Below are 12,339 nucleotides of genomic sequence, written 5' to 3'. Positions count from 1 at the left end.
TTCAGCCCTTGAGCTGCTCGTAGGCCGGCAGCGTCAGGAAGTCGGCGTAGTCCTCGTCGAGGGAGACCGTCAGCAGCAGGTCGTGCGCCTGCTGCCAGTTGCCGGCCGCGAAGGCCTCGTCGCCGATCTCGGCCCGGATGTTCGCGAGTTCCTCGGCGGCGACCTTGCGGGCCAGGTCGGCGGTGACCTGCTCGCCGTTGTCGAGGACCACCTCCGCGTTGATCCACTGCCAGATCTGGGAGCGGGAGATCTCGGCGGTGGCCGCGTCCTCCATGAGATTGAAGATGGCGACCGCGCCGAGGCCGCGCAGCCAGGCCTCGATGTAACGGATGCCGACCTGCACGGCGTTGACCAGCCCCGCGTAGGTGGGCTTGGCGTCGAGCGAGTCGATGGCGATGAGGTCGGCCGCCTTGACGTCGACGTCCTCGCGCAGCCGGTCCTTCTGGTTGGGCTTGTCGCCGAGGACCTTGTCGAAGGACTCCATGGCGATCGGCACCAGGTCGGGGTGTGCGACCCAGGAGCCGTCGAAGCCGTCGCCGGCCTCGCGGTCCTTGTCGGCGCGGACCTTCTCGAAGGCGACCTTGTTGACCTCGGCGTCCCGGCGGGACGGGATGAAGGCCGCCATGCCGCCGATGGCGTGGGCGCCGCGCTTGTGGCAGGTGCGGACGAGGAGTTCGGTGTACGCGCGCATGAAGGGGGACGTCATCGTCACCGCGTTGCGGTCCGGCAGGACGAACCTGGCGCCGCCGTCACGGAAGTTCTTGACGATGGAGAACAGGTAGTCCCAGCGGCCGGCGTTCAGCCCCGAGGCATGGTCGCGCAGCTCGTAGAGGATCTCCTCCATCTCGTAGGCGGCGGTGATCGTCTCGATGAGGACGGTCGCGCGGACCGTGCCCTGCGGGATGCCGCAGTACTCCTGCGCGAAGACGAACACCTCGTTCCACAGGCGGGCCTCCAGGTGGGACTCCGTCTTGGGGAGGTAGAAGTACGGTCCCTTGCCGAGGTCCAGCAGGCGCTGGGCGTTGTGGAAGAAGTACAGGCCGAAGTCGACGAGGGCGCCGGGCACCGGGGTGCCGTCGGCGTCGACGAGGTGACGCTCGTTCAGGTGCCAGCCGCGCGGGCGCATGACGACCGTGGCGAGCTCCTCGTTCGCCTTCAGGGCGTACGACTTGCCCGACTTCGGGTCCGTGAAGTCGATGTTCCGGGTGTAGGCGTCGATCAGGTTGACCTGGCCGCCGACCACGTTCTCCCAGGTGGGCGCGGAGGCGTCCTCGAAGTCCGCGAGCCACACCTTCGCGCCCGAGTTGAGGGCGTTGATGGTCATCTTGCGGTCGGTGGGACCGGTGATCTCGACCCGGCGGTCGTTCAGCGCGTCCGGGGCCGGGGCGACCCTCCACGAGCCGTCGGCGCGGATCGCGGCCGTCTCCGGAAGGAAGTCGAGGGCGGAGGTGCGGGCGATCTCGGCACGGCGCTCGGCGCGGCGGGCGAGGAGTTCGTCACGCCGGGGCGTGAACCGCCGGTGCAGCTCGGCCACGAAGGCGAGCGCCGCTTCGGTGAGGACCTCCTCCTGCCGGGGCAGGGGCTCGGCGTCGACGATGGCCAGCGGGGACGGCGCTGGAGCGGACATGAACGGTCACTTCCTTCAGCGAGCTGTGAAGACGAGCCGGCGTGCTCGGCACCGGGTGCCAGTCTTCCCGGATACGGCGTTCGGCGCCCGCGATGGGGGTGCCCCCGGCTCGAGCGAAGCCGAGAGCTGGGGGAAGACGGGCGCTTCTGAACAGTGGATACTAGTTTCCTCATGGTGGAAGTTCAATCGTCTGTTGATGTCGAGACTCTCCGAGTCGAGGCAAGGTGGCGCTCCGTGCCACCCCGTTCACTCAAGGTGGGCCAGATCGGCTTCGGTGTCGATGTCGAAGGGCCGGGCGACGTCCCCGCACTCGACGAGGGCGATCGTCTGCCGGTGCTCCCGCAGATAGGCGCGTGCCCCCCGGTCTCCGGTGGCAGTCGCGGCGATGCCCGCCCAGTGCGCGGTACCGAACAGCACCGGATGGCCTCGCACACCGTCGTACGCGGCGCAGGCGAGCGTCTCCTCGCCCTCGAACGCCGCGAGGACCCGGGTCACCGCCTCGGGACCGATGCCGGGCTGGTCCACGAGTGCCACCAGGGCGGCCCGGGCGCCCGTGCCGGCGAGCGAGTCGAGCCCGGCACGCAGGGAGCTGCCCATGCCCCGTGCCCAGCCGGGGTTGTCGACCAGGGTGCAGCCCGGCAGTGAGGCCCGTGCCCGCACGTCGTCGGCCTGTGCGCCCAGGACGACGTGGACGGCCGCGCAGCCGCCCTCCCGCAGCACCCGCACCGCGTGCTCCACGAGGGGCCGTCCCCGGTGCGGGAGCAGTGCCTTGGGCCGACCGCCGAGCCGCCGCCCGCCACCGGCCGCGAGCAGCAGTCCCGCAACCGCCTGCGTCCCGCCCGTCGTCTCCCGTGTCGTCATGACTCCTGCATACCGCACGCCTCGTACGGGGGTGCGACGGCGCGAGGCGCGCGTCGGACAGGCGTACGCCCTGGGCCAGAAAGTAACTCAGCGAAACAAGTCGATGACGCAATGGACTGGCGCCCGGCGGCCCGCGTCGTTTACTGTCGCCCGCACCGACCGGCCGGGCGCCCGACGGCTGCCCGGGGTGGGGGACTTCGGTCGGACGGACGCGCGCGCGTCGAGGTGCGAGGGGGAGGACTGTGTTGCGGAGCGTCGAGCAGAAGCGGCAGGGGCCTGTGACCGGCGGTGGCGAGGACCCGCGCGTGACGGAGCTGCGCTCCGCCGTGTCGCGGTTGCGCCGCCGACTGGCCGCCCATCCCGGCGAGTTCGCCGACCGGACCATCGCCGAGGAGGAACTGGCCGCAGTGGCCGCCATGGCCGCCGACGGCATCCCCGAGATCCCCCGCCTGCGCCGCTCCCTCCTGCTCATCGCGGGCGCGATCGGCTCGGTGAGCGCGCTGTCCGTCGAGCTGACGGAGGTCCGGCGGGCTGTGGACCTCTTCGGGGGGCCGGTGCGGGGCCAGGGCTAGAGCGCCCGCATCCGCGCGATCGCCCCGTCGCCCGGGCTCGGGCCGGCGGGCGCGGGGCAGGGGCTGGGGTGCCCGCTGCCCCGATGTTCAGCCTGTTACGCGGGGCTCTGGCTGGCGAGCGCCACGGACAGTTCCCCCGCGACCTGCTGGAGCACCGGCACGATCTTGTCCGTCGCGGCCTCCGTGACCCGGCCCGCCGGGCCCGAGATGGAGATGGCCGCGGCGGTGGGGGAGTCGGGTACGGGAACCGCCAGGCAGCGCACCCCGATCTCCTGCTCGTTGTCGTCGATGGCGAAGCCCTGCCGGCGCACGTCCTCCAGGGCCGCGAGGAACCCGTCGGGTGTCGTGATCGTCTTCTCCGTCGCGGCGGGCATGCCCGTACGGGAGAGCAGCGCCCGCACCTCCTCGGGCGGGAAACCGGCGAGCAGGGCCTTGCCGACGCCCGTGGAGTGCGGCAGCACCCGCCGGCCGACCTCCGTGAACATGCGCATCGAGTGCTTCGAGGGCACCTGTGCCACGTAGACGATCTCGTCCCCGTCGAGCAGAGCCATGTTCGCCGTCTCGCCGGTCTCCTCGACCAGGCGCGCGAGGTAGGGCCGTGCCCAGGTGCCCAGCAGTCGTGAGGCCGACTCGCCGAGGCGGATCAGGCGCGGGCCGAGCGCGTACCGCCGGTTGGGCTGCTGACGTACGTAGCCGCATGCCACCAGCGTGCGCATCAGGCGGTGGATGGTCGGCAGGGGCAGGCCGCTGCTCGCGGACAGCTCGCTCAGGCCTACCTCGCCGCCCGCGTCCGCCATCCGTTCGAGCAGGTCGAAGGCGCGCTCCAAAGACTGGACGCCGCCGTTGGCGGAGGACCGGGCGGAGTCGGTGGTGCTGGCGCTGGACGTCGGCACGGCGCGTTCCTTTCGGGGCGGGCGGGAAGGGCAGAAGCCTACCCGGCAGTCGGTTGACTCCCCGCTTGTACGTAGCTACGTTCTGCGTACTGGAAGTTTAATTCCGCTTTGTGGAAACGTCCAGGAGTGTTCGAGAAAGGGCGCCGCGGTCAAGTGTGCCCTTGACTGCGCGGAAGAGGGAGTGAAGACTCCTTCAACAGAAAGTTGAATTCCGTTAAGCGGAAGTAAGGGGTTCGGGTGTCCGACGCTGAACTGGTGCTGCGCTCGACGCGAGTCATCACCCCCGAGGGAACGCGTGCCGCATCCGTGGCGGTGGCCGACGGCACGATCACGGCCGTCCTCCCGTACGACGCGCCCGTCCCGGAGAACGCCCGCTTGGAGGACCTGGGCGACCACGCCCTGCTGCCCGGCCTGGTCGACACCCACGTGCACGTCAACGACCCGGGCCGCACCGAGTGGGAGGGCTTCTGGACCGCCACCCGCGCCGCGGCCGCCGGTGGCATCACCACCCTCGTCGACATGCCCCTCAACTCCCTCCCGCCCACCACGACCGTCCCGCACCTGCGCACCAAGCAGCAGGTCGCCGCCGACAAGGCGCACATCGACGTCGGCTTCTGGGGCGGCGCCCTGCCCGACAACGTCAAGGAACTCCGGCCGCTGCACGAGGCCGGAGTGTTCGGCTTCAAGGCCTTCCTGTCGCCGTCCGGCGTGGACGAGTTCCCGCACCTGGGGCGCGACCCCCTCGCCCGCACCATGGCCGAGATCGCAGCCTTCGACGGACTGCTCATCGTGCACGCCGAGGACCCCCACCTCCTGGCCACCGCCCCCCAGCAGCCGGGCCCGAAGTACGCCGACTTCCTCGCCTCCCGGCCCCGGGACGCCGAGGACACCGCCATCGCCCAGCTCATCCGCGAGGCGAAGGCCCTCGACGCGCGCGTGCACGTCCTGCACCTGTCCTCCAGCGACGCCCTGCCGATGATCGCCCAGGCGCGGGCGGAGGGCGTCCGCATCACCGTGGAGACCTGCCCCCACTACCTGACCCTCACGGCCGAGGAAGTCCCCGACGGCGCCAGCGAGTTCAAATGCTGCCCGCCCATCCGCGAGGCCGCCAACCAGGACCTGCTCTGGCGAGCCCTCGCCGACGGCACCATCGACTGTGTCGTCACCGACCACTCCCCGTCCACGGCCGACCTGAAGACCGACGACTTCGCGACGGCCTGGGGCGGCATCTCCGGACTCCAGCTGAGCCTGGCCGCGGTGTGGACCGAGGCGCGCAAGCGCGGGCACGGCCTGGAGGACGTGGTCCGCTGGATGTCCGCGCGCACCTCCGCACTGGTCGGGCTCGACGACCGCAAGGGCGCCATCGCGGCGGGCCGCGACGCCGACTTCGCCGTCCTCGCCCCCGACGAGACCTTCACCGTCGACCCGGTCGCCCTCCAGCACCGCAACCGCGTCACGGCGTACGCGGGCAAGACCCTGCACGGCGTCGTGAAGTCCACCTGGCTGCGCGGGCAGCGCATCGTCGCCGACGGCGAGTTCACCGAACCGAAGGGGCGGCTCCTCACCCGGACCCACTGAACCCCCTCGACACCCGAAAGGAAGACCTGATCATCGTGACGGCGATCCCCAGCTTCACCGGCGACGCGAACCCCTACGGAGGCGGCGACCCGTACGCGGACTACCGCACCGCCGACTTCCCCTTCACCTCGTACGCCGATCTCGCCGACCGGCGCCTCGGGGCCGGTGTCATCGCCGCCAACGACGAGTTCTTCGCCCAGCGCGAGAACCTGCTGGTGCCCGAGCCCGCCGAGTTCGACCCCGAGCACTTCGGGCACAAGGGCAAGATCATGGACGGCTGGGAGACCCGCCGCCGCCGGGGTGCCTCCGCCGACCACCCCTGGCCGACCGAGGAGGACCACGACTGGGCGCTGGTCCGCCTCGGCGCCCCCGGCGTGATCCGCGGGATCGTCGTCGACACCGCCCATTTCCGCGGCAACTACCCGCAGGCGGTGTCCGTCGAGGGCACCTGCGTACCGGGCTCCCCGTCGCCCGGGGAACTCCTCGGGGACGACGTGAAGTGGACGACCCTCGTCCCGCGCACCCCGGTCGGCGGCCACGCGGCGAACGGGTTCGCCGTCGATGTCGAGCAGTGCTTCACGCACCTGCGGGTCAACCAGCACCCCGACGGCGGCATCGCCCGCCTGCGCGTCCACGGAGAGGTCGTCCCCGACCCGGCGTGGTTGGAGGCGCTCGGCACCTTCGACGTCGTCGCCCTGGAGAACGGCGGCCGGGCCGAGGACGCTTCCAACCTCTTCTACTCGCCCGCCTCCAACACCATCCAGCCGGGCCGCTCCCGCAAGATGGACGACGGCTGGGAGACTCGCCGCCGCCGCGACCAGGGCCACGACTGGATCCGCTACCGGCTGGCCGCCCAGGCTCAGATCCGCGCCCTGGAGATCGACACCGCCTACCTCAAGGGCAACAGCGCCGGCTGGGCGTCGGTGTCGGTGAAGGACGGCGAGGACGGCGACTGGCAGGAGATCCTGCCCCGCACCCGCCTCCAGCCCGACACCAACCACCGCTTCGTCCTCCCGGCCCCGGCGGTCGGCACGCACGCGCGCGTGGACATCTTCCCGGACGGCGGCATCTCCAGGCTCCGTCTGTTCGGCTCCCTGACCCAGGAGGGCGCGAGCCGGCTGGCGGCCCGCCACCAGGAGCTGGGCGGCTGACCCCGTCCCGGCCCGACCCGTGGGGCGCACCGGCCGGACAGCACCGGTGCGCCCCACGGGCTCCACCGGCGGGGACGGTGCTGGTGCGCCGCGTGTGCCTCACCCCTGCACCTGTGGGACAGCACCCCTTCGCCCGTGGGGACAGCACCCCTGCACCTGTGGGACAGCACCCCTTCGCCTGTGGGGACAGCACCCCTGCACGTGTGGGACAGCACCCATGCATCTGCGGGGACAACACGCCGCGCCCACTGGTCTCACCGCACCGCGCGCCACGCGGGCTTCACGCCGCGTGCCCGCCGTCCACTGAGAACTCCGCCCCGGTCACATACGTCGCCCCCGCCAGGTAGGCGACCATCGACGCGACCTCCTCCGCCGTCCCGAACCGCCCCAGGGCCGTCATCGCCGCCTGACCGGCCGCGAACGGCCCGTCCGCCGGGTTCATGTCCGTGTCGATCGGGCCGGGAAGGACGAGGTTCGCCGTGATCCCGCGCCCGCCCAGTTCCCGGGCCAGTGCCTTCGTCAGTCCGGCCAGGGCCGCCTTGCTCATCGTGTAGAGCGTCCCGCCGGGCCCCGGCACCCGCTGGGCCATGCAACTGCCGACCGTGATGATCCGCCCGCCCTCGGGCATCCGCGCGGCGGCCGCCTGCGAGGCCAGGAAGACCCCCCGTACGTTGACGCCGAGGACCCGGTCCACGTCCGCGAGCGACAGAGCGTCCAGCGGCCCGAGCACCCCGACGCCCGCGTTGTTGACCAGGACGTCGAGCCCGCCCAGCGCGTCCGCCGCCGTGTCCACCACCCCGGCCGCCTCGCCGGCCTGCGCCGCGTCGGCGCGCAGCGCCACCGCCCGGCGCCCCAGAGCCTCCACGGCCCGTACGACGTCCTCGGCCGCCTCCTTGCCGTTCACATAGCCGACGGCCACGTCCGCGCCCTCCCGGGCCAGCCGCACCGCCGTCGCCGCGCCGATTCCACGGCTCCCGCCGGTCACGAGAGCCACCTTGCCGTCCAGAATCCCCTGAGAAGTCATGGGTCCATCCCAGCGGCCGCGCGGCACCGGCACCGGCGGCTAACGGACGTCGAGGCCCCCGGGCCCGTTGCGGGTGCCCCGGCCCGGAGTACATCCGGAACCTTTCCCTCCGGCTCTTCCGTTCTCCCGTCGTGACACTTCAGCAAGAGATCGTCGGCAACGCCATGCAGATGGCGGTCGTCAGCCTGCAGCCCGGTCAGACGGTGTACTGCGAGGCCGGAAAGTTCCTGTTCAAGACCACGAACGTGACCATGGAGACCCGCTTGGGCGGCCCGTCGAGCGGCGGCGGGCAGCCGCAGCCCGGCGGCAGTGGCTCCGGCGGCATGGGCGGGCTGCTGCGCCAGGCCATGGGCACGGCCATGCAGGCGGGCCAGCGCGTCCTGGCGGGCGAGTCGCTGGCCTTCCAGTACTTCACCACCCGGGACGGCGAAGGCACCGTCGGCTTCGCGGGCGTGCTCCCCGGGGAGATGCGCGCGCTGGAACTGGACGGCACACGCGCGTGGTTCGCGGAGAAGGACGCCTTCGTGGCAGCCGAGTCCACGGTCGACTTCGGCATCGCCTTCCAGGGCGGCCGTACCGGCAGGAGCGGCGGCGAGGGCTTCGTGCTGGAGAAGTTCACCGGGCGCGGCACGGTGATCATCGCCGGCGCGGGAAACTTCATCGACCTGAACCCGGCCGACTTCGGCGGCCGCATCGAGGTCGACACCGGCTGCGTCGTCGCCTTCGAGGAGGGCATCGAGTACGGCGTCCAACGCGTGGGCGGCCTCAACCGCCAGGGTCTGATGAACGCCGTCTTCGGCGGTGAGGGCCTGTCCCTGGCCACCCTGGAGGGCAACGGCCGCGTCATCCTGCAGTCCCTCACGATCGAGAGCCTCGCCAACGCCCTGAGGAAGGCCCAGGGCGGCGACAAGCAGGGCCCGACGGGCGGGCTGTTCTCCACGAACGCCCAGTGAGCGGGCACCCGGCCCAGCGATGAGTTGCGGGTGCCGACGAGGTCTGAACCGATGACAGCAGACCCCGCCCGATCCGGAAGGAAGGCACCCGCCATGGGCAAGCTCGTCTCCACCCTCTTCGTCACCCTCGACGGTGTCTACCAGGCCCCCGGCGGCCCCCAGGAGGACACCCGCGGGGGCTTCACCCACGGCGGCTGGAGCTTCCCGTACGCCGACGAGGACTTCGGCCGGTTCATCGGCGAGGTCTTCACCCGCCCGGGTGCCTTTCTGCTCGGCCGCCGTACGTACGACATCTTCGCGACCTACTGGCCCCGGGTGACCGACCCCGGCGACCCGGTGGCCTCCCGGCTCAACTCCCTGCCGAAGTACGTGCCCTCCTCGACCCTGACGGACCCGGGCTGGGCCGGCACCACGGTGCTGACCGGCGAGCTCGCCGAGGAGGTCGCCGCCGTGAAGGAGCGCACCGACGGCGAGGTCCAGGTGCACGGCAGCGGCGCACTCGTCCGGTCCCTGCTGGCGCTCGACCTCGTCGACACCCTGCATCTGCTGACCTTCCCGGTGGTGCTCGGCTCCGGATTCCGGCTGTTCACGGAGGGCGCCGTACCGACCGCGTTCGAGCATGCCGGCGGGACCGTCACCGGCGCGGGCGTCTCGGTGCAGACGTACGACCTGAAGGGCCGTCCGGAGTACGGCGAGTTCGGACTGCCGGAGGGCGCGTGAGGGAGCCTGAGCACGGGTGAGGGTGCCGGTGGGTGGGTGAACTCCCCGCGAACGCACGGGGCTTCACAGGAAATTCTCCTAGCTTGTCATTGACATGCCAGCATCTACGCGCGTCATCATGAACGTCATGAATTTCCCCCCACGCGCCTCGCGGCTCGGCGCAGCAGCCGCCCTCCTGTCCGCCCTCCTCGTCGGCGGAACCGTCTCCGCGACCACGGCCGACGCGGCCCCCACCGCCGTCGGCGACATCTGCTACAGCGACCTTCCGTCCCAGGCCCACGACACGCTCGACCTGATCGAGCAGGGCGGCCCCTACCCGTTCGACCAGGACGGCACCGTCTTCCAGAACCGGGAAGGCGTCCTGCCGAGCAAGTCGTCCGGTTACTACCACGAGTACACGGTCATCACCCCGGGCTCCTCCACCCGCGGCGCGCGACGCATCGTCACCGGTGAGCAGAACCGGGAGGACTACTACACGGCCGACCACTACGAGTCGTTCGACCTGGTCGACTACGGCTGCTGAGCCCTGACGGAAACCGCGGGCCGGACGTCCGTCGGCACGTCAGACGGACTTCCGGCTCCCGGCCGCCGCGAACAGGGCGACGCCCAGCACGAGCAGCGTGACACTCGCGTAGACCTCGTAGCCGTCGAGGAACCCGAGACGCTGCACCAGACCCCAGTTCCAGTCGGTGAACTCGTGCACCAGGCCCGCCCCGCCCTGGACCAGGGCGAGGAAGCCGAGAATCTCCAGTACCTGCTTCATGCCCCCAGCCTCGTCCCGCGGACCCCCCACGCGCATCGGCCGCGAGACGAACCCCCCGGGCCGGAAGTCCCCGCTCCGGTGCCATGACGGCATCGAAAGTCTGCGATGCGGCGACTTTGGTCGACGATCCCGCTCGAGGTCGGGTGCGCCGGGCTCGCGCTGCGTAGATTTGGCGTCCGTGAGTGGTGACGCATTGGGGCACGCCTCCCCGGTACCGGTGGCGGAGACGCCCGCGCCGTTCACCGGGCGCAGATGGTTCTTCCCGTCGGCCCTCCTGCACGACCTCGACCCCGACGCGGCACGGGCCGGGCGGCGCCCCCGGCGCACCGTCCGCGACTGGGTCGTCGACTTCTCCTGTTTCCTGCTGGCCGTCCTGGTGGGCGCGACCGCCATGGAGGCGCTCGCCGACAACCCCCATGTGCCGAACGGACTCGCCGTCGTCGACCAGGTGATCGGTGCGCTGGCCTGCGCGGCCGTCTGGCTCCGGCGCCGGTGGCCACTGGGGCTGGCCGTGGCGCTGACCCCCCTCAGCTTCCTCTCGGACACCTCGGGCGGCGCGGGCCTCATCGCCCTGTTCACCCTGGCCGTGCACCGGCCCTTCCGTTACGTGGCCTGGGTGGGCGGCATCAACGTGGCGCTGGTGCCGCTCTACTACTGGGTGCGCCCCGACGCCGACGTCCCCTACCTCGTGAGCGTTCCCTTCGCCGTGGTGCTCACCGTGGCGATCGTCGGCTGGGGGATGTTCGTCCGGGCCAAGCGGCAGCTCATGGTGAGCCTGAGGGACCGCGCCCGGCGTGCCGAGACCGAGGCGCGGCTGCGGGCGGAACAGGCGCAGCGGCTCGCCCGCGAGGCCATCGCACGGGAGATGCACGACGTGCTCGCGCACCGGCTGACGCTGCTGAGCGTGCACGCGGGCGCCCTGGAGTTCCGGCCCGACGCGCCCCCGGCGCAGACGGCGCGGGCCGCGGGCGTGATCCGGGAGAGCGCGCACGAGGCGCTCCAGGACCTGCGGGAGATCATCGGTGTGCTGCGAGCGGGCGAGCCGGACGACACGGGACGGCCGCAGCCGACGCTCGCGGCGCTGGACACCCTGGTCGCCGAGTCCCGCGAGGCCGGCATGAAGGTCTCCCTCGACCACCGCGTCGAGGATCCCGGCGGCGTTCCGTCCTCCGTCGGCCGCACCGCCTACCGGATCGTCCAGGAGGGCCTGACCAACGCGCGCAAGCACGCCCCGGGCACGGAGGTGCGGGTGACCGTCACCGGCGCACCGGGCACGGGCCTCACCGTCCGCGTGCACAACCCGCCGCCCGAGGGTGAGGTGCCGGCCGTCCCCGGCTCCGGGCAGGGCCTGATCGGCCTCACGGAACGGGCGACCCTCGCCGGGGGCGGGCTGGAGCACGGGCACACGCCGGAAGGCGGGTTCGAGGTGCGGGCGTGGCTGCCGTGGGGGTGACCTTTTCCGCCCTCACGCCCGGCCCGGGCGTGATTACGTGAGGCTCATGACTGCGATCAGACTGCTCCTCGTCGACGACGATCCGCTGGTGCGGGCCGGATTGTCCTTCATGATGGGCGGCGCCGACGACATCGAGATCGTCGGCGAGGCCGCCGACGGCGCCGAGGCGGAGGTCCTCGTCGACCGCACCCACCCGGACGTCGTGCTCATGGACATCCGGATGCCGACGGTGGACGGTCTCACGGCGACGGAGCGGCTGCGCGCCCGCGAGGACGCCCCGCAGGTGGTGGTGCTCACCACCTTCCACGCCGACGAGCAGGTGCTGCGCGCGCTGCGCGTGGGCGCCGCCGGGTTCGTCCTCAAGGACACCCCGCCGGCCGAGATCCTGTCGGCCGTGCGCCGGGTCGCCGCCGGCGACCCGGTCCTGTCGCCCGCGGTCACCCGCCAGCTGATGCGGCACGCCGTCGGCACCGCCGCCGACACGCGCCGCACCCGCGCGCGCGGCCGCCTGACCGTCCTCAACGACCGCGAGCGCGAGGTCGCCGTCGCGGTCGGCCGCGGCCTGGCCAACGCCGAGATCGCCGCCGGCCTGTTCATGAGCGTCGCCACCGTGAAGACGCACGTCTCGCGCATCCTGGCCAAGCTCGCCCTGAACAACCGGGTGCAGATCGCGCTGCTCGCCTACGACGCGGGGCTCCTGGAGGAGGAACAGGAAGAACACTGACCGGCCGGGCACGCCGTCCC

General features: G+C 71.9%; 13 protein-coding genes. 8 read left to right on the top strand and 5 right to left on the bottom strand.

What is annotated here, in order from left to right; translation table 11 throughout:
* Position 1 precedes the first annotated feature (1 nt).
* Both aceB and ACFY5B_RS36870 read right to left on the bottom strand, forming a co-directional pair.
* Positions 2 to 1,627 carry a malate synthase A gene (gene aceB, locus ACFY5B_RS36875; RefSeq protein ID WP_389978716.1) on the bottom strand — a complete coding sequence of 542 codons (1,626 nt, stop codon included), beginning with the start codon at positions 1,625 to 1,627 and terminating at the stop codon, positions 2 to 4.
* Between the two features lie 246 nt (positions 1,628 to 1,873).
* Positions 1,874 to 2,488 (bottom strand): NTP transferase domain-containing protein, encoded by a 615-nt coding sequence (locus ACFY5B_RS36870; protein WP_389978713.1) that lies wholly within the window; start codon positions 2,486 to 2,488, stop codon positions 1,874 to 1,876.
* A gap of 242 nt (positions 2,489 to 2,730) precedes the next feature.
* Between ACFY5B_RS36870 and ACFY5B_RS36865 the strand changes: the two genes are divergently transcribed.
* Positions 2,731 to 3,060 carry a DUF5955 family protein gene (locus ACFY5B_RS36865; RefSeq protein WP_389978710.1) on the top strand — a complete coding sequence of 110 codons (330 nt, stop codon included), beginning with the start codon at positions 2,731 to 2,733 and terminating at the stop codon, positions 3,058 to 3,060.
* A 95-nt stretch (positions 3,061 to 3,155) separates the two neighbouring features.
* Here ACFY5B_RS36865 and ACFY5B_RS36860 read toward each other — a convergent pair whose 3' ends face one another.
* Positions 3,156 to 3,953, bottom strand: a complete 798-nt coding sequence (locus tag ACFY5B_RS36860) for an IclR family transcriptional regulator (protein WP_389978707.1) — start codon at positions 3,951 to 3,953, stop codon at positions 3,156 to 3,158.
* Between the two features lie 237 nt (positions 3,954 to 4,190).
* Between ACFY5B_RS36860 and allB the strand changes: the two genes are divergently transcribed.
* Together allB and alc are read left to right on the top strand one after the other, a co-directional pair.
* The gene (allB, locus tag ACFY5B_RS36855) at positions 4,191 to 5,531 is read left to right on the top strand and encodes an allantoinase AllB (protein WP_389978704.1); all 1,341 of its coding nucleotides are present in this window, start codon (positions 4,191 to 4,193) and stop codon (positions 5,529 to 5,531) included.
* A 35-nt stretch (positions 5,532 to 5,566) separates the two neighbouring features.
* Complete coding sequence (gene alc / locus ACFY5B_RS36850) at positions 5,567 to 6,682, top strand: allantoicase (RefSeq protein ID WP_389978701.1); 1,116 nt, start codon at positions 5,567 to 5,569, stop codon at positions 6,680 to 6,682.
* Between the two features lie 280 nt (positions 6,683 to 6,962).
* On the opposite strand, the gene ACFY5B_RS36845 is transcribed toward alc, so the two are convergent.
* Entirely contained in the window at positions 6,963 to 7,706 is a 744-nt protein-coding gene (locus ACFY5B_RS36845) for an SDR family oxidoreductase (RefSeq protein ID WP_389978698.1), read from the bottom strand.
* A 131-nt stretch (positions 7,707 to 7,837) separates the two neighbouring features.
* Between ACFY5B_RS36845 and ACFY5B_RS36840 the strand changes: the two genes are divergently transcribed.
* The 3 genes from ACFY5B_RS36840 (at position 7,838) to ACFY5B_RS36830 (ending at position 9,902) form a co-directional block, all read left to right on the top strand.
* Entirely contained in the window at positions 7,838 to 8,659 is an 822-nt protein-coding gene (locus ACFY5B_RS36840; protein WP_389978696.1) for an AIM24 family protein, read from the top strand.
* A 93-nt stretch (positions 8,660 to 8,752) separates the two neighbouring features.
* Entirely contained in the window at positions 8,753 to 9,379 is a 627-nt protein-coding gene (locus ACFY5B_RS36835; protein WP_389978694.1) for a dihydrofolate reductase family protein, read from the top strand.
* Between the two features lie 127 nt (positions 9,380 to 9,506).
* Positions 9,507 to 9,902, top strand: coding sequence for a ribonuclease (locus ACFY5B_RS36830; RefSeq protein WP_389978691.1), 396 nt, complete (start codon positions 9,507 to 9,509; stop codon positions 9,900 to 9,902).
* Positions 9,903 to 9,941: 39 nt separating this feature from the next.
* On the opposite strand, the gene ACFY5B_RS36825 is transcribed toward ACFY5B_RS36830, so the two are convergent.
* Complete coding sequence (locus tag ACFY5B_RS36825; RefSeq protein WP_389978689.1) at positions 9,942 to 10,142, bottom strand: hypothetical protein; 201 nt, start codon at positions 10,140 to 10,142, stop codon at positions 9,942 to 9,944.
* Between the two features lie 178 nt (positions 10,143 to 10,320).
* Between ACFY5B_RS36825 and ACFY5B_RS36820 the strand changes: the two genes are divergently transcribed.
* Together ACFY5B_RS36820 and ACFY5B_RS36815 are read left to right on the top strand one after the other, a co-directional pair.
* The gene (locus ACFY5B_RS36820; protein WP_389978686.1) at positions 10,321 to 11,595 is read left to right on the top strand and encodes a sensor histidine kinase; all 1,275 of its coding nucleotides are present in this window, start codon (positions 10,321 to 10,323) and stop codon (positions 11,593 to 11,595) included.
* Positions 11,596 to 11,641: 46 nt separating this feature from the next.
* Positions 11,642 to 12,319, top strand: a complete 678-nt coding sequence (locus ACFY5B_RS36815) for a response regulator (protein ID WP_389978683.1) — start codon at positions 11,642 to 11,644, stop codon at positions 12,317 to 12,319.
* Positions 12,320 to 12,339 lie beyond the last annotated feature (20 nt).

Origin of the sequence: Streptomyces sp. NPDC013187, assembly GCF_042899705.1 — a bacterium.
Lineage (GTDB): Bacteria > Actinomycetota > Actinomycetes > Streptomycetales > Streptomycetaceae > Streptomyces > Streptomyces hawaiiensis_A.
The sequence above is the reverse complement of the archived record's forward strand: the minus strand, read 5'-3'. Positions and strand labels throughout refer to the sequence as shown.